This window comes from Psychrobacter immobilis, from assembly GCF_904846235.1.
Taxonomy (GTDB): domain Bacteria; phylum Pseudomonadota; class Gammaproteobacteria; order Pseudomonadales; family Moraxellaceae; genus Psychrobacter; species Psychrobacter immobilis_C.
Genome location: NZ_CAJGZN010000014.1, coordinates 82,007 through 99,549 on the forward strand (window position 1 = coordinate 82,007; position 17,543 = coordinate 99,549).

Sequence of the window (17,543 nt, forward strand, 5' to 3'; positions counted from 1 at the left end):
AACCATGTCATCTTTAGTCACAACTTGCCGCTGGTCTATATGTGCTAATAAATGGCAAGTATGCTAAAATCAGGCGATTTATTTTATAGTAGTTATTATGGGCGGAGCGTCTTTTGAAACGTTCTCATTTTGCTAAAGTTTCGTTATCAGTAGCGACAATATTAGCAACGACAATCAACCTGTCAGGGACTAGATAAGTCATGGACGTAAATTCATTATGGCAGACGATAGCTGAACATCCAGAGTTTTTTGCCATGCTGACCATCCCACCAGTGACGGCATTCGTCACTTGGGTACATGTGTGGATGGCGCTCAAGATGCTGTTCTATCCGGTCAAGTTCTGGGGTATTCGTATTCCAAACTTCCCATTTTTTGGGCTGCCAGGTATCGGTTGGCAAGGTATTGTTCCGCGCAAAGCGGGCAAGATATCAGGGGTTATCGTTGACCAAACGCTCTCAAAACTCGGTTCGCTTGATGAGTTTTTTAAGGCGATGGAGCCTGAGCAAATGGCGATATTTGTCACCGATACGGTGGACAAAAACCTTGAGCCATTGATTGATGAGATTATGCTGGATCACTCGCCAGCATTGTGGGGCAATCTGCCTTACGCCCTAAAGCGCCGTGTCTATGCGCAAGCCCATAAAGAGCTACCTAGTATTATGCAGTCGCTGGTGACAGATTTGACTTATCATGTCGAAGACTTGGTCGATATGCGCAAAATGATTGTTAACACGATGGAAAACGATCGTCGCCTGATGGTCAATATGTTTCTAAAGGTCGGACAAAAAGAGATCGATTTTATCTGGCACATCAGTGCGTTGATTGGTCTGGTATTTGGTATTATCCAAATGTTTATATTTTTGGTAGTGCCGCAGCATTGGACCGTACCGTTCTTTGCCGCGATTTGGGGTTTTCTCACCAATTGGATTGCCATTTGGATGGTATTTAATCCAGTAGAGCCGCACTTCATACCTTATTTGAAGCTATTTACGGTGCAGAGTCGCTTTCCATTTATCAAACCCGTCATACCGCATATCGCAAAGTATCGTTTGCAAGGTGGCTTTATGAAGCGCCAAGAGGAAGTTTCTGAGGTTTTTGCTGAAATTGTGGTAAAAGATTTGGTCACTCTAGAAAACATCATGAATGAGATGATGTATGGTGACCGCTCAGCGCAAACCCGTGATTTGATGAAATCGCATCTATATACGGTGCTAGAGTCACCAGTGATTAGCACGACATTACGTGTGGGATTGGGTCGCCGTGATTATGGACAGCTCAAAAATACCATTATCGACAAATCTATTGTCGCAACGATGGTACCACTGCGAGATCCTGAGCTAAATGAAAGCCGAGCCAGTAAGATATTCGGTCTGTTTCGCGATAGAATACGTGCGCTAACGCCAAATGAGTTTCAGAACCTGTTGCGTCCCGCTTTCCGAGAGGATGAGATGACGTTGATTGTTTTGGGCGGTTTGACTGGTTTTCTAGCAGGTTGGTTGCATTTAGTGTTAGTATTTTTCCCCTCGATGTAATAATGCATTAATAAGTATTTTTAATTAGTGATGAACGGCTATATTGAATAAGCTTTGAATAACTAAAAAATGTAAAATTAACAACAGATAAGTAATTTGTATCAATCATTCATATTGATACGTCACAATGATAGTAGCGGGTTTTATGTGCTTCTACAGCAATTGAAACCTCAGTTTTTAACCGTAAACTATGACCGCATAAAGGACTATTAGCGTTTGCCAGTGGCTAGCAATGCCATCGGTGAACCCTTAATTGTATCCAAGGTAAACAAGGTTAGACCGTATGTTAATCACAGAATTGGGTTATTTTGCCTTGCTGGCCGCTTTTATACTGGCGATTTTGCAGGTGGTACTACCAACCATTGGCGTCATGCGTGACCACGTCGCTTGGCAGCGTTTGGCGCCAAGTCTGGCATGGGCACAATTTGCGGCAATGATTACCTCATTTGCTGCACTGATGGCAGGCTTTTATTACAACGACTTTAGCCTCGTCTACGTCACTCAGCATTCCAATACATTGCTGCCTTGGTACTACAAGCTGTCGGCGACATGGGGCGGGCATGAAGGCTCGCTGCTGCTTTGGATGACCATCATGGCCACTTGGTGTGCATTGGTCTCTTACTTCAGCCGTGGGTTGCCGTTGTCTATGCGTGCGCGAGTGCTGGTGATATTAGCAGGCGTGCAGATGATGATGCTAGCGATGCTTATCTTTACCTCATCACCATTTGATCGCACATTACCCAATCTGCCTGTTGATGGCGCGGATCTAAACCCTGTGTTGCAAGATTTTGGTCTGATTATTCACCCGCCGATGCTTTATATGGGTTACGTGGGTATGGTTGTGCCATTTGCGTTTTGTATGGCTGCATTGTGGGAAGGGCGTTTGGATGCGGTATGGACACGTTGGTCGCGTCCATGGGCATTGGCGGCTTGGGGTTTCTTAACAGTCGGTATCGCGCTTGGCTCATGGTGGGCTTATTATGAGCTTGGCTGGGGCGGTTGGTGGTTCTGGGATCCAGTAGAGAACGCCTCATTAATGCCATGGTTGGCAGGGACAGCGCTACTGCATTCACTTGCTGTCACCGAAAAACGTGGTGTATTTAAAGCATGGACGATTATGCTCGCAATCTTTGCTTTTGCGCTTAGCTTGCTTGGTACGTTCTTAGTACGTTCAGGTGTCATCACGTCAGTGCATTCATTTGCCGCTGATCCAACGCGTGGTTTAGTGATTCTAGTCATTCTCGGTATCATCGTCGGCGGTGGTCTGTTGATGTTTGCTGTACGTGGTTGGCGTTTGACGGTCGAGAGTCAGTATCGACTTATCTCACGTGAATCATTTTTGGTAATTAACAACGTTATTATTCTCATTTCAACCTTAGTGGTACTACTTGGTACGTTATATCCTATTATTGCTGATGCCTTTAACTTGGGTCAGGTATCTGTTGGCCCTCCATACTTCAACGCTCTATTTGTGCCGTTGACATGGCTGCTACTGGTAGCGATGGGTATGGGCTCTAATATCCGTTGGAAACAAGACAGCCGCCCGTTATTGGGTGCTGGCATGGTTATCGCGGTGAGCAGTTTGGTATTAGCTGCCATTATCACCTATTTTACCAGTCCATCAGCGATGCTAAATATCGGTGTTACATTGGCTGTGAGCTTTTGGGTGTTGTTATGGATGGTTGTCGATTTCAAAGACAAAACTAAAAACGCACCAAGTCGTTTAAACGGTTTACGTCAGTTGCGTCTAAGCTACTGGGGTCAGCAGACCGCTCATATTGGCGTTATCATTGCAGTTATCGGTGTGGCATTTACCAGTACGTTGAGCATTGAGCGCGATGTGGCATTAGGGCCTAATGACAGTGTCAACGTGCAAGGCTATGACTTTACGGTGAAAGGCTTTAGTGAAGTAAAAGGCAGTAACTTTGATGCTACGCAAGCAGAAGTAACAGTCAGCAGAGACGGTCAAGAAGTGACCACGTTATATCCTGAAAAGCGTAACTACATTATCAGTATGATGCCGATGACAGAAGCTGCGATTGATGCCAATTTGATGCGCGATGTCTACGTAGCACTTGGTGAGCCGATTGCTGAAGACAGTAATGAATGGGCTTTCCGTATCTATGTCAAACCGCTGATCCGCTGGATATGGTTGGGTGCGCTTATCATGGCGTTTGGCGCATTGCTCAGTATGCTAGACAGTCGTTACCGTATCAAAAAAACCAAAACACCTGCACAAATCGCGGCCAAAAAATCAGGTTTTGCGACGGTTGCGGATTTGGATACGTCAGCTACAAAGATAGGGGAGCGTTAATATGACTACCTCAAACAATGAATCTGATAAAAAAGCTCAGCAAGAGGCTGTCAAAGACCCTAAAGTTGCTAGCAGTAATAAAGTAAAAACTAAGAAAAAACTTAAAATTGGGTTTTTGATTCCGCTGGTTATCTTTATTGGTTTGGTCGCTATGCTCTATATGCGTTTGGGCAAGCCGACTGATATCGTGACCAATACGGCGCTTGAGCGTCCAGTACCTGCTTTCGAGTTGCCATTATTATCAGATACCAGTCGTATCATGACCAATGATAACTTGCCAGATAAGCCATTTCTCATGAATATTTGGGGCTCTTGGTGTCCAACTTGTATCATTGAGCATCCTTTTTTGATGAAGCTAGAAGAGCGCGGTGTTAACTTGGTGGGCGTAAACTACAAAGATGATATTGGTGATGCGTTAGGGTATTTGAATCGCGGTGGTGACCCGTTCTCTATGTCTATTCAGGACTTGTCAGGGCAGTTCGCTCTAGACTTAGGTCTGACTGGTGCGCCTGAGACTTTCATCGTCGATGGTGATGGGATTATTCGTCAGCACATCATCGGTGAGATCAATGAGAGCAATTGGCAAAGTCGTATCACGCCTTGCTTGATGGTGCTCAATGACGCTAGTAATAATGGTGTCAGTCCAGATCCGAGCCAAGTTGCGGAGGCGTGCAAATGATAGCCTACCAAATAAGAAATGCGACTATAAAATTAGCAAGCTTGTTTATCGCTTGTCTATTGAGTATGGCAAGCTTTGCTGCCATTGATGTCTACGATTTTGATTCTGTGCAACAAGAAGCCCAATACCGTGGTCTCATCGAAGAGCTGCGCTGCCCGAAATGTCAAAACCAAAACTTGGCAGGGTCTGATGCGCCAATTGCCCAAGACTTAAAGCAAAAAACCTATGATTTAATAAAAGATGGTCGTAGTGATGGCGAGATTCGAGCCTATATGCAAGAGCGCTATGGCGACTTTATCAGTTATAAGCCGCCAGTACGTCCTTCAACATGGATTTTATGGTTTTTCCCACCGCTATTATTGATCGTCTTATTGGTCGGTTGGTTTTGGCAAAGTAAACGCCGTCAGCTTGTCGCCAGTGGCGAGAGTGGTGTGGCAGTAGACAACCATGTCAAAGCGTTGTCTGCCGCTGAAAAAGCAGAACTTGATCGCTTATTGTCACGCGCCAATAACGATGACAAAGACGACACTACAAGCCTTGGGGACAAAAAATGACCATATTTTCTACTGTTGGCTTATTTATTGCGCTAAGTTTACTTGTCGCTCTACTATTGGGTGTTATCACCATTAAGCCGTGGTTAAGAGCACCGCGTTCGCATAGTAAGCCTGTGGATAATCAACTGCTGGATATCAACGTTGCTGTGTTTCGTGAGCGACTAGCAGAGCTGAAAACAGATAAAGACAGTGGTATCATTGATGACCATCACTATCAAAACCAGAAGCTTGAGCTTGAGCGTCAGCTTTTGGATGCTCAGCGTGAAGTGTCACCGATGGTCACGCCAGGTATCAAAAGCCGATTGATTATTATGGTTTGGGTACCTGTATTAACTGCTATGGCATATCTGATGGTCGGTGATCGCACACCTGTATTTGAGCTGTGGGCTGCCGAGGACAAAGTCGGTCAAGTGGCGGATGACTTACTGACAGGTAGAATCGATCAACCACCAGCTTGGGCAATTGAAGATGGTAATCAGCTGATTAGTGCCATGCAGACTAATGTATATCGTCATGCCAGTGACTACAATCGCTGGATGCGTTTATCAGAGCTGTTCTTGTCATTAGAGGCGACTGATTCGGCATTAGAGGCTTTGTCGCGCGCTTATCGTCTATCACCTGATAACGAAGAAATTGCGACCACTTATGCGCAGATTAGTTTCTTTGCTAATAAAGGTCAGTTAGATGCCAATAGCCGCCGAGTGTTAGAAAACATACTAGTCACAAACCCAGAGCATGAAGGCGCACAAATGCTTATGGCGATGGGTGAGGCTCGTGCTAGTAATTTTGATCAAGCGCAAGGCTGGATTAAACGTCTGCGTGACAGTATCGCGGCCAAACCAGGCGATCATACGCAAGCGCTATCAAGTCTAGACGAGCTTAGCGCTAATGTGGTGATGCAGCAGCAGCAAGCTTCTGAAGGCGTCGAAGTGACAGTCAAAATTAATGCTAGTTTGTTACCATTGGTAAAAGCTGACGATACACTGTTTGTGGCGATACGTGACGTGAAAGGTGGTCCACCATTTGCGGCTAAGCGTCTACCAATTAGCAATATCAAACAAGGCGAAGCAGTTATTAGTCTAAGTGATCTTGATGCTATGATGCCAGAGCGTACCCTAGGGTCGGCTCGTTCTGATAAAGTACAGCTAGCGGTCATCGCTCGTATCAGTCATAGTGGCAATGCTACCGCAGAGTCAGGCGACCTCTCGGGCAATCCAGTGGTTATCAGTGCAGAACAAAATCAGGTCAACGTGGAAATCAATCAGCAAGTGCCATAGCCATAGTAGTATGATAAATACCGGACGCTAATGGTATTTATTATATAGACGCTGCTGCTCAGTACGGACGCGAGCAGCAGTGCTATGATTGTTCTAATTTGAAAGAGATATGAAGTGAACCCAGATATATAAATGGGCGTTTCAAACGCAGTCAATTCTATTACTTTTTATCTTGAATTGACCATGTATGAACAGATAAGTCATGCCAACTTGTCACATCAATAATGAAAATACTTGAGCTTTGCAGGGCCACAAGGTAAGGTAGCTTTGCAAACAACTAATCCCAGAGTTTTATTAATCCCAAAATCCTATCTATTAAGGAGAGTCGTGTAATGATGCGTATTATTTTACTAGGACCACCAGGCGCCGGTAAAGGTACCCAAGCCCAGTTTATTTCTAAAGAATATGATATTCCACAGATCTCAACTGGCGACATGCTACGTGCAGCAATTAAAGAAGGTAGCGAGCTTGGCAAAAAAGCCAAAGATATCATGAATGCTGGTGGTTTGGTTTCTGATGACCTCATTATCAACCTAGTGAAAGAGCGTATCGCTAAGCCTGATTGTGTGAATGGTTGTATCCTAGATGGTTTCCCGCGCACTATTCCTCAAGCGCAAGCACTTGCAGACGCTGATGTTGCTATCGACCATGTTATCGAAATCAGTGTACCTGATGACGAAATCGTGAGCCGTTTGTCTGGCCGTCGTCAGCATCCAGGTTCAGGTCGTGTTTATCATGTCGATCACAATCCACCAAAGGTTGAAGGCATCGATGACGTCACTGGTGAAGCGCTTATCCAGCGTGAAGATGACCAAGAAGCGACTATCCGTGACCGTCTATCTACTTATCATGAGCAAACATCAGCATTGGTTGGTTTTTACCAAGACAAAGCTAAAGAAGGCGATGATGCGCCTAACTATGACAAGTTTGATGGTACGCAAGGTATCGATGATGTGAAGCAACAAATTTTGTCTGCACTAAAAGGCTAATTATCGAGGTTAGCTAATTGATTTAGCCAGTCGATGTAGTCGTTGAAGACCCTGTTTAATAGCAGGGTTTTTTTATGACCAATGATTTTACGCCTCATAAAAAACACCCACAAAAAAACCGCTTACTCATTATAAGTAAACGGTCTTTCATCAAATATACGACTCGTAGAGCTCATATATTTTTGGTTAGCGCTTAAGCATTACCTTGAGCATCAACTTGTGCTTGCTGCTGGCTCTGTGCATACGCTTGATCAAAGTTCACAGGTGCTAGTAGCAATTGTGGGAAGCTACCACGCGTCACGATGTCACTGATGACTTCACGAGCATATGGGAACAACACATTAGGGCAGTATGCGCCTAGGATTTGACCGATTTGATCTTCTGGAATGTCTTTTAGTAAGAAGATACCTGCTTGATGCACTTCAGCGATAAATGCTGCTTCTTCCGCATTTTTGGCAGTAACGCTCACAGTTAGGATGATTTGATAATGATCGTCATCTAGTTTTTCAGCGTTGCTAGACAAATTGATATCAAGCTCTGGGTTCCACTCTTTGGTGAATACGCTAGCGCCTGGGACTTCAAGTGACATGTCTTTTACGTAGATGCGTTCTAGTGCCAATTGTGGTTGTGCTTGTTCTTCAGCCATGGTAAATCCTCTAAAATTAAATCAAATGATTGGGCAAATCGTCATTTTAATAAAAGTTCATTGTAATATAAATCGAGACTATTTTTTGGTATTGTCTCGATATTTTTTATCATTACTTCTTACTACTCTATTAAAACGTGCCACTGTCTATCTTTACATAAGTAAAGACAGACAGTAAAGAAAGGTAGCAGATTAACCTGCCAATAGCTCGTCAAGTTTGCCTTGCTGGTTCATTTGGTTAAGTTCATCAAAACCACCGACAAAGGTTTCACCAACGAAGATTTGCGGCACAGTGCGGTAGTTATTGGTTTTTTTCATCAGCGCTTGACGCTCTTCGCTGCTCATATCGTGCATACCGATTTCTTCATAATCAACGCCTTTGGTTTTTAGTAGTTGTTTGGCGTTTGAGCAGTATGGGCAGATAGGGGTAGTGTAAACTTTTACAGATACAGTCATGGTAAATCCTTATTTATAAATTTATGGGATAACAAACGTATTATAAAGAGCATGATAAATTATCATAGTCAAAGCGTTGGTATAGTCTGTTATCAATGAGTAAAGTAAAAATGCATTCGGTGATGCTCATTACTAAAGTGGGGATAAGCACAACAAATTCAAGCCGTTTTGGCTCAAAACGTATTTTAGTGCTGTAAAACATGATAAACAGAACATAAAAAATAAACCACAAAAAAAGACACCTGATAAAAAGGTGTCTTTTTTATAGCGTTGGTAGCGCTGATAACGTTAGTCAGGTCGCATAAACATCAGTCAGGTCGCATAAACATCAGCTAAGCGATGTGTATAAACGCTTCACTTAAGCGCCTATACAGATCTATTACTTGCTTAGACTTGGTTTTGTTTTACCTTTAGCCTTTGCTTTGGCGTCTTTTACACCAACCAATGGCATGCCAGCGCCTTGCCAGCCGCCAATACCGCCCTCTAAGCGATAGACACTATCTTTACCAATCATCTGAATCGCAGCGCCTGCTTGGACGCCCATGTCGCAGATGATAATCACTGGCTGCTCAATCGCGCGAATCTCTTCTAAGCGGTCTTTGAGGTCAGTGAACGGTATGTTACGGCTGCCTTGAATATAGCCTGATTCAAACTTCTTCTTAGCGCGAATATCGATAAGTTGCGCGTTTTGAGAATTGACCATCATGCCAAGCGTGTTAGGCGATATCTTTCTACCGCTACGTTTGTTTTCAATCGTAAAAAACAGTATAGCAAGTACGGCTAATATACCAAATAAAAACGGGTGGTTGCCCACAAATTCCAGCGCACGATCCAAACCATACCTCCAAAAAAATAAGTGTTCTATTAAGCTGAGAAGACAGCCCAATGATAGTGAACAAGGCGCTATTATACCGATAAGGTCATCTATAGTAAACGGGCGATGACATGGGCAATAATTGGGCGGTTATTGTACTTATCTATGGAGCTTCTCAGCCTAATAAAAATATCTATTTACATGACCGCTTTTAATTAAGACGGACACTAACAAGCCAAATACTAATAAGGCTTCGTATCTGCCTCTTCTCGTAGCGTGACGAGATTTTCAACGCGGCGCTGCAATACTTCACCATCAGCTACGGCTTGCCATAGTGCACAGCCTTTGCTGTTGTGAGTATGGCGACAGTCACGGAATTGGCAACCGCTGGCCAATGGTGCTAGCTCAACGAAGCCTGAAATAATATCATCAGGAGTAAGGTGCCAAATGCCATACTCACGAATCCCTGGTGTATCGACGATACCGCCTTGGGTAAGGTTTTCTGGATTGAATGGCAGCAGTCTACTGGTCGTCGTGGTGTGCTGACCGAGCTTAGAGTTTTGTGAGATGATATTGACGCTCTGTCCAGAGTCAGGCAGAAGGGCATTGATTAAACTGCTTTTTCCGACGCCAGATTGACCCGCAAAGATGACCAACTTTTTATCTATATAGCGTTTTAGTTCATCAAGGCCTTCTTGCTCATCGCTCTCAGCGATATTTTCAGGGCAGTCGACCGAAGTTAGAACACTTTCATAGCCAAGCGCGGCATACTGCGCCAATAGCTCATTGGTATCCACACCGTTTTCTTCTGCCAACAGATCGGCTTTATTAAGTACCAACAGTGGTTTGACACCTGCATGATGGCATACCACAAGATAGCGATCGATCAGCGTTGGCGCGGCGGCAGGCAGTGGCGCAAAAACAATTGCCAAAATATCGACATTGGCGGCAACAGGTTTGAGCTTATGATAGCGGTCAGGACGAGAAACCAGCGATGTACGCGGTTTGACCGCTTCGATACGACCAAAACCAGTATTAGAGTCAGCATTCCAGCGTACTTGATCGCCAGCAGCTAGCATCGGTAGATTGGTACGCACATGACAGCGCCAAATATCATTCAATTCAAGCGTTTGCCAAAACGGCTCAGGATCATCAGGGGCAATCTCTGGCTGCTCAGGTATGACAGCTGGCAGGCTAGTGACTTGTACTTCTAGTTGCTTACCGTAATGCGCCATGACCACGCCATCCATCAAACTGTCATCAATACTATCTTGATTAGACAGTTGCTGCTTGTCGATGCGACGAATCTGTTGTTTAGTCAGTTTGCGTTGCCGGATTAATGCCATGGGTTTTTGACCTATTATAAAAATATTGCTAAGTGTAGCGTGAAAATTTGCTAACATACAGCCTAAAGCGTCTGCGGCAGACAGTGGTTTTGTAATATTTTGGCTGCTTGCTAGATTTTTTGAATCAATCAGTATATTACAATGCTGCCTGAATATGAGTATTTACTCGTAATACGTTTTTTAAATTATGTTTAAAACTGTCCCAAAATTTAATGACCATAGGATATTGTATGACTACCGGTGACCATCCCAATAAGATTAAAATCAAAAATCAAGGCAAAAAAGGGCTGGTGTGGATTGATTTAGAAATGACCGGACTTGATACCTTAAACGATGAGATTATCGAGATTGCTACTGTCGTCACTGACGAAGATTTGAATGTACTTGCTGAAGGGCCTGTGTTTGCTATCAAGGTATCGGATCAAGTCTTAAACAAGATGGATGACTGGAATACCAAGCAGCACGGTCAATCAGGATTGGTCGATCGTGTACGTCGTAGTACGGTGACATTGGCAGAAGCCGAAGCTGAGACCATAAAGTTCCTAAACAAATGGGTTGATAGTGGTAAGTCGCCAATGTGCGGTAACTCTATTTGCCAAGATCGTCGATTTATGGCGCGGCAAATGCCAGAGCTTGAGCGTTTCTTCCATTATCGTAACCTTGATGTATCGTCAATTAAAGAGCTTTGTTTCCGCTGGCGTCCTGATATCTTAAAGAACTTCGAAAAAGGTGGCAGTCATTTAGCCCTAGATGATATTCGTGACTCTATCCGTGAGCTAAAGCATTACCGTCAGCATTTCTTTAAGTTAATACCTTAAATAGCTAGCAAGAGATAAGCTATTTAAAAGTGTAGTAAAAGAATTGTAGTAAAAAAACAAAAGGGTCTGTTGATATTTCAACAGACCCTTTTTATGTTTAAGCTAGATTCAACGATCAAGTCAAACAAGCATTGTAAACTCAAACAATCCAAACTCAGCAGTATTACTGCTTAAATCATTACTACTAAAACCGTCATTTGAATGCTCGTCATCTGTCACTGCACCAATCACGGTGCTAACTTTCGGCTGGCGAGTGTCTTTATCTAACAATCGCCAGTCGCCTAAGACATAACGTTTCTTATCAGCAGTCGCCTGATGAATGTCTGGACGATGAGTATGTCCGTGTAATAATGCATCGCTAGTAGTAATGGCTTGACGTACAGCTTTATCATTCACATCCATGATATGAGCAGCTTTATGAGCATTATTCTGCTGGCTTCGTTGACGCATATTATCTGCGATGGCTAAGCGTTTTTCTAATGACTTGTTAAGCAAATACCACTGAGTTAGGCGGTTACGCATAATTTTGCGAAAGAACTGATATTTTTTATCATCGGTACAGAGCGCATCTCCGTGTTCTAAGCGGTAATTCTGCTGACCAATAGGCAAAATATATGGCTCGTTGATAAGCTCTCCACCGAACAGATTACAAAACGGCTGACCCAATAGAAAGTCACGGTTACCGTGCATGACCAATATCTCACAGCCATTGATACGTAGCTGCTTGAGTTTGGTGATAAGTGGAGTCAACCAGTGCGCTATCCTCTCGTCTTCTGACAACGATAAATACGTATCATCACCTAGCCACACCTCAAACCAATCACCTAGTATAAAGAGGCGTTTGAACGCTGGCAGGGCTAGACAGTCATCTAATAGCGCCAAAAAAGCCTGCGCTAAGGCAGGCTCCTGAGGCGATAAATGCAAATCGCTAATCAATACTTGCCGCACTTGATGAGGGCGGGTCGTGATTAAGTGATTAAAACTTTGCATTTATCTTGGTCCTCGTGACTTATCGTATAGCGAGCATGATTTAATAAACTCTATTAAAAAATGCTCGCTCATTCACAGCTATCGCTAAGTAACTATGACTGAATAGCTGCTATTGAATGACTATTACTGAGTAATAATGGTTGCTGAGTTGATAACAACTGGCTCTTTTGGCACATCAGCATGCATGCCGAAACGACCAGTTGGTACGCTGCGCATTTTTTCGATAACGTCCATACCGCTTGTTACTTTACCAAATACGGTGTAACCCCAGCCTTGCATGTTTTTGCCAGAGTGGTTTAGGAAGTCGTTGTCTTTTACGTTGATGAAGAACTGGCTAGTCGCTGAATGCGGATCTTGGGTACGCGCCATTGCGATAGTACCTTTGTCATTTTTTAGACCATTGTCCGCTTCGTTTTCGATAGGCGCATTGGTTGGTTTTTCATTCATCTCAGCGTCCATTCCGCCGCCTTGAATCATGAAACCATCAATGATGCGATGGAAAATTGTACCGTCATACTGACCAGATTTTACGTAGTTTAAAAAGTTTTCTACGGTTTTTGGTGCTTTTTCTTCGTTGAGTTCGATAACGATCGCACCCATATTAGTTTCAAGTTCTACTACTGGTGGCATGTCTACCATGGGATATTCCTTTTTGATTGCAGCGCCTTAAATAGCACTATTGTGAGTGGTGGTTAAAAAGTTACGGGTAGTCTAACGGCTTTTTTATCCCGTGTCATGTATCAGGCTGTTAATGCGTTTGCGAAACCTGATAGAATAACGCAACTTTACCCATTTTTGACAAATTTTGATAATGCGGTCGCACTATCTAAGTTTTAATATTCTCGCTTTATTTTAATATTCTCGTTTTATTTTAACACTTTAGTTTAAACGTTTCGTGATGCGTGATGGCACGCATCATGAACTGACAATTTGCGTTAGGAGCAATGCCCGATGAGTGATCACTCAAGCAACAATGCACAAAAAGACGAAGCAAAAAACGATTTTATTCGTAATATCATTCGTGACGATGTCAATGCGCAAAAATACCAGCAAATTGTAACGCGCTTTCCGCCTGAGCCAAATGGCTACTTGCATTTAGGTCATGTGAAATCTATCTGCTTAAACTTTGGTGTGGCCAAAGAGTTCGGCGGTGTGTGCAACCTGCGTTTTGATGACACCAACCCAACTGCTGAGAAGCAAGATTACATCGACAATATTAAGAACGATGTGCAGTGGTTAGGTTTTGAGTGGGCAGGCGAGGCGCATCATGCCTCAGGTTATTTTGATCAGTTGCATGCATGGGCAATCCAGCTGATTGAGCAAGGCGACGCTTATGTTGATTTGCAAACTCCTGAACAAATCAAAGAAAACCGTGGTTCATTTAATGAAGCGGGAACACCTTCACCATATCGTGATGCCAGTGTTGAAGAAAACCTAGCGCTTTTCAACGATATGAAAGACGGTAAATACGCTGAAGGAAAGGCTATTTTGCGCGCCAAGATTGATATGGCTAGCCCAAATATGAACCTGCGTGATCCTGTTATCTATCGCGTGATGCATCAAGCGCATCATCAGACTGGTGATAAATGGTGCATTTATCCAATGTATGACTTTGCTCATCCACTCTCGGATGCGTTAGAAGGGATTACTCATTCATTATGTACGCTTGAGTTTGAAGATCATCGTCCATTCTATGATTGGGTCATTGAAAAAATCGGCTTTGACGTACCACCACATCAGTACGAGTTTAGCCGCTTAAACGTTGATCATACATTGACCAGTAAGCGTAAGCTGAAGCAACTGGTAGATGAAGGTATCGTCAGTGGTTGGAATGACCCCCGTATGCCAACCGTCGCTGGCATGCGTCGCCGTGGTTATACGCCAGAGGGTTTGCGCGATTTTTGTGAGCGTGTGGGTGTGACCAAAGCGGATAGTGTGGTTGATTTTCGCTTATTGGAATTCAGCGTTCGTCAATCGTTGGAGACGACTACTGGTCGCGGTATGGCGGTGCTAAAGCCATTGAAAGTGACGATTACTAACTTTAGTGAAGCGGTCAGCAGTTGGGAGTCGCAAAAAGCCGATAGCGTTAATGCACGTTTTGACGATACGACGCAGACACTTTGGTTGACTCAGCCTAATCATCCTAACGTCGATATGGGTGAGCGTGAGATTCCATTCACCGAAACGCTATACATTGACCAAGGTGATTATGAAATTGAACCGCCAGCAGGCTACAAACGTCTCTCTCCAGAAAAGCCAGAGATTCGTCTGCGTAACACCTATGTGTTAGCCGTCACTGAGCATATCACTGATGAAAATGGTAATGTCGTTGAGCTAAAAGCGACGATCGACCCTGCTACTTTGGGCAACAACCCTGAAGGGCGTAAGGTCAAAGGCGTGATTCATTGGGTATCAGCCAGTCAAGGTGTGCCAGCGACAGTACGCATGTACGAGCAGCTATTCAGTGCTGAAGATCCAAGTGGCGTTGCTGATGTTCATCAAGCGCTAAACCCGAACTCGCTCACTGAGCTAAATGCAGTAGTTGAACCATCTTTGGTCAATGCAGATGCTGGCACGCGCTTCCAGTTTGAGCGTGAAGGTTACTTCATCTCTGACAGCGAAGATCACAGCACTGATAAGCCAGTATTTAACCAAATCGTTAGCTTACGTGATAGCTATAAGCCAGCTTAATTTATGTTGGCTTAGTATTTAAAAGTATCCTTATCCAAATGAATATTTTGAAATAATACTGAACAATAGTAGTTTGCAAGTTAGCCTATTTCTAGTACGCTAGGGATGGGCTTTTTTGTGTGTAGATATAAAGTTAAGTATGATTATAGTGCGAATTTTGCTTATGGGATGCAGGTATGGTGGTTTAATTATTTATTTATCAAAGCTACCTGTCCATAAAATTCATTAAAAGATTTGTCCATCAGCTTAGAGTTAAACGGAATAACCGCATTACAATCCGTCACAAGACATTCATAACCAGTTTGTTAAGATAAAGTCAGTTTTTACGGATGTGCTTTATGTTATATTTGATAACTGAGCACGTCGATGATAATAATAGAACGCGAGGCCGACGTGTCGATATAAGCGTTCATTCACATAGCTAAGGAATCAAGCATGGCACATTTACGTTTAGGTGATACCGCACCAAATTTTGACGCTGCGACCACAGAAGGCGATATTAATTTCCACGAGTGGGCAGGCAATCATTGGGTGGTCTTTTTCTCACATCCATCAGACTTTACCCCAGTATGTACCACTGAGCTTGGTCGTGCAGCAGCACTCAATGGCGAGTTTCAAAAGCGCAATGTAAAACCGATTTGTATCTCTGTCGATAGCTTAGAGGACCATAAAGCGTGGGCGAGTGATATCGGTGAGACGCAAGGGACAGAGATGAACTTTCCAATCATCGCTGATCCTAACAAAGAAGTGGCTGAATTATATGACATGATGCATCCTAATGCAGATAGCACGCATACGGTACGCAGCGTTTTTATCATTGATCCAAATAAAAAGGTGCGTCTAACGCTGACGTATCCGGCCAGCTGTGGTCGTAACTTCGATGAAATTATCCGTGTTATTGATGCGCTACAATTATCGGATGAGTATAACATCGCGACGCCTGTAGATTGGAAGGACGGTGATGACGTGATCATTCCACCAAGTGTGAAAAACGAAGATATTGCTGCCAAATACCCAAAAGGTCATAAAGAAATCAAGCCGTACCTACGTACGACCCCAGCCCCTAATAAATAACTGGACTGGTTGCATAAATATGATTAAATAAAGCCCCATGACTCAAGGTTATGGGGCTTTTATTATTTCTACTTTATGATTAATAACACTTTGCCATGATGGCCAGATTAGGCTATAGCGTATCAATCGTTTGTGCTTATTAGTACAATAACCATAATAAAGCGTATCAGCGCCAAATTGCTGTCCAATCATTCTTACAAGGAGTTTACTATGAAAAAACTATATATCACCCGTACAGCGCCTAATCCACGTAAAGCGCTTATCTTATTGGCTTCAAAAGGTATCGATGTCGATGACATGGATGATGTCGATGTGATAGACATTGATTTTGCGGCAAATGAGCAAATGTCAGAAGCCTTTACACAAATGAATCCGATGCAGACCGTACCTGTTTTGACCTTAGATGATGGTACGGTATTGAATGATTCTCAGGCAGTTTGTGAGTATCTGGATCGCGTTTACGGAGAGCGTTCGGTCATGGGTAATGATGTGGTACAGCGTGCGCAAGTTTGCTCTATGCGCCGTGTTGCAGAGTTTGAAGTGATGTATAACTTGATGCTCGCGTTTCAGCACAGCCATCCATCTAAAGCACAACGTATTGAACAAGTGCCCGAGTTCGTCGCACCATCAATTGCTCGTGCGGTCAAAGCCATGGCGTATTTTGAGACGATATTAGAAGGTCGTGAATACCTAGTAGGTGAGCAATTAAGTTTTGCGGATATCGTGCTATATCTCAGCTTAGATTTTGGTAAAGTATTGAAGATTAATCCTAATGAGCAAGGCGAAAACCTAGCTCGTTTTTATCAAAAGATGAATGAACGCTTTAGTATTAAAAATATGGCTAAAGCCAAACCTGCCAGTGTGAATGACTAAAAGGTTCTAGAGAATAGTTTAAATCATAAAATTTATCTATTAACCTATCCGATAAATTGCTCGCTATAAAGCAAAACAGCTAACCTCAATCGTTAGCTGTTTTTTTATGAAACATAATAAAAATCAACATTTCGTTACATAGGTTAATAGAGCCAAGGTTATAGTGGTTAATCTAGCTTAGTTATATCAATTATGTTTTTAAAACGTTTATTTAAGAAGAATGCTTTTAAATTATGACTTCTTTTGAATAGGTTTTTTAAAATATAGATGGTACGCGAGATAAGTTGTACAAGCTTACTAAGAGGTATGTAATATGGTAGGTAGCCGAAATAAGCCAACGTTAAAATTACTGCTATTACCCAGTATAGTAGATCTTTTATAAAAGTGGTACAGTCGTTTTAAAACAAGCGAAAAGTAAAAAGATTATGACTTATTCAGCAGACTTCCGTGCTCAAGTGATTAAAAGTGTTAAACAACAAGATATGAGTAT

The 17,543-nt window shown here is 43.1% G+C and carries 16 protein-coding genes; 10 read left to right on the forward strand and 6 right to left on the reverse strand.

Annotation, left to right across the window (positions count from 1 at the left end; all coding sequences use genetic code 11):
• The first annotated feature begins 200 nt into the window (after positions 1–200).
• From JMX07_RS10345 to adk, 6 genes are all read left to right on the forward strand, one after another.
• On the forward strand, positions 201–1,532 hold the full coding sequence (locus JMX07_RS10345; protein WP_201607792.1) for a hypothetical protein: 1,332 nt from the start codon (positions 201–203) through the stop codon (positions 1,530–1,532).
• Between the two features lie 283 nt (positions 1,533–1,815).
• Positions 1,816–3,846 (forward strand): heme lyase CcmF/NrfE family subunit, encoded by a 2,031-nt coding sequence (locus JMX07_RS10350; RefSeq protein WP_201607794.1) that lies wholly within the window; start codon positions 1,816–1,818, stop codon positions 3,844–3,846.
• Between the two features lies 1 nt (position 3,847).
• Positions 3,848–4,525: a DsbE family thiol:disulfide interchange protein gene (locus JMX07_RS10355; RefSeq protein WP_201607796.1), complete on the forward strand. Its 678-nt coding sequence runs from the start codon at positions 3,848–3,850 to the stop codon at positions 4,523–4,525.
• Positions 4,522–5,079 carry a cytochrome c-type biogenesis protein gene (locus JMX07_RS10360; RefSeq protein WP_201607798.1) on the forward strand — a complete coding sequence of 186 codons (558 nt, stop codon included), beginning with the start codon at positions 4,522–4,524 and terminating at the stop codon, positions 5,077–5,079. Before JMX07_RS10355 ends, JMX07_RS10360 begins: the two co-directional genes overlap by 4 nt.
• Positions 5,076–6,356 carry a c-type cytochrome biogenesis protein CcmI gene (gene ccmI, locus JMX07_RS10365; protein WP_201607802.1) on the forward strand — a complete coding sequence of 427 codons (1,281 nt, stop codon included), beginning with the start codon at positions 5,076–5,078 and terminating at the stop codon, positions 6,354–6,356. The genes JMX07_RS10360 and ccmI overlap by 4 nt, the downstream gene beginning before the upstream one ends.
• Before the next feature lie 335 nt (positions 6,357–6,691).
• Positions 6,692–7,345: an adenylate kinase gene (gene adk, locus JMX07_RS10370; RefSeq protein ID WP_180952604.1), complete on the forward strand. Its 654-nt coding sequence runs from the start codon at positions 6,692–6,694 to the stop codon at positions 7,343–7,345.
• Between the two features lie 193 nt (positions 7,346–7,538).
• Here adk and secB read toward each other — a convergent pair whose 3' ends face one another.
• The 4 genes from secB to rsgA all read right to left on the reverse strand — a co-directional run bounded on the left by secB (position 7,539) and on the right by rsgA (position 10,607).
• Complete coding sequence (gene secB, locus JMX07_RS10375) at positions 7,539–7,991, reverse strand: protein-export chaperone SecB (RefSeq protein ID WP_057760989.1); 453 nt, start codon at positions 7,989–7,991, stop codon at positions 7,539–7,541.
• Positions 7,992–8,183: 192 nt separating this feature from the next.
• On the reverse strand, positions 8,184–8,447 hold the full coding sequence (gene grxC, locus JMX07_RS10380) for a glutaredoxin 3 (protein WP_021813631.1): 264 nt from the start codon (positions 8,445–8,447) through the stop codon (positions 8,184–8,186).
• 379 nt (positions 8,448–8,826) lie between these two features.
• Positions 8,827–9,282, reverse strand: a complete 456-nt coding sequence (locus tag JMX07_RS10385; protein ID WP_057760987.1) for a rhodanese-like domain-containing protein — start codon at positions 9,280–9,282, stop codon at positions 8,827–8,829.
• 221 nt (positions 9,283–9,503) lie between these two features.
• Entirely contained in the window at positions 9,504–10,607 is a 1,104-nt protein-coding gene (gene rsgA, locus JMX07_RS10390) for a ribosome small subunit-dependent GTPase A (RefSeq protein ID WP_201607809.1), read from the reverse strand.
• Positions 10,608–10,837: 230 nt separating this feature from the next.
• On the opposite strand from rsgA, the gene orn reads away from it, so the two are divergent.
• Positions 10,838–11,425, forward strand: a complete 588-nt coding sequence (orn, locus tag JMX07_RS10395; protein ID WP_057760984.1) for an oligoribonuclease — start codon at positions 10,838–10,840, stop codon at positions 11,423–11,425.
• A gap of 120 nt (positions 11,426–11,545) precedes the next feature.
• Here the strand turns inward: orn and JMX07_RS10400 are convergent, their stop codons facing one another.
• Both JMX07_RS10400 and JMX07_RS10405 read right to left on the reverse strand, forming a co-directional pair.
• Positions 11,546–12,415 carry a UDP-2,3-diacylglucosamine diphosphatase gene (locus JMX07_RS10400; protein WP_201607811.1) on the reverse strand — a complete coding sequence of 290 codons (870 nt, stop codon included), beginning with the start codon at positions 12,413–12,415 and terminating at the stop codon, positions 11,546–11,548.
• 123 nt (positions 12,416–12,538) lie between these two features.
• Positions 12,539–13,054 carry a peptidylprolyl isomerase gene (locus JMX07_RS10405; protein WP_057760980.1) on the reverse strand — a complete coding sequence of 172 codons (516 nt, stop codon included), beginning with the start codon at positions 13,052–13,054 and terminating at the stop codon, positions 12,539–12,541.
• Between the two features lie 312 nt (positions 13,055–13,366).
• Between JMX07_RS10405 and JMX07_RS10410 the strand changes: the two genes are divergently transcribed.
• The 3 genes from JMX07_RS10410 to JMX07_RS10420 all read left to right on the forward strand — a co-directional run bounded on the left by JMX07_RS10410 (position 13,367) and on the right by JMX07_RS10420 (position 17,053).
• Positions 13,367–15,106, forward strand: a complete 1,740-nt coding sequence (locus JMX07_RS10410) for a glutamine--tRNA ligase/YqeY domain fusion protein (protein ID WP_201607812.1) — start codon at positions 13,367–13,369, stop codon at positions 15,104–15,106.
• A 435-nt stretch (positions 15,107–15,541) separates the two neighbouring features.
• Entirely contained in the window at positions 15,542–16,180 is a 639-nt protein-coding gene (locus JMX07_RS10415; protein ID WP_201607813.1) for a peroxiredoxin, read from the forward strand.
• A 210-nt stretch (positions 16,181–16,390) separates the two neighbouring features.
• Positions 16,391–17,053, forward strand: coding sequence for a glutathione S-transferase family protein (locus JMX07_RS10420; protein ID WP_191113951.1), 663 nt, complete (start codon positions 16,391–16,393; stop codon positions 17,051–17,053).
• Positions 17,054–17,543: the final 490 nt, after the last annotated feature.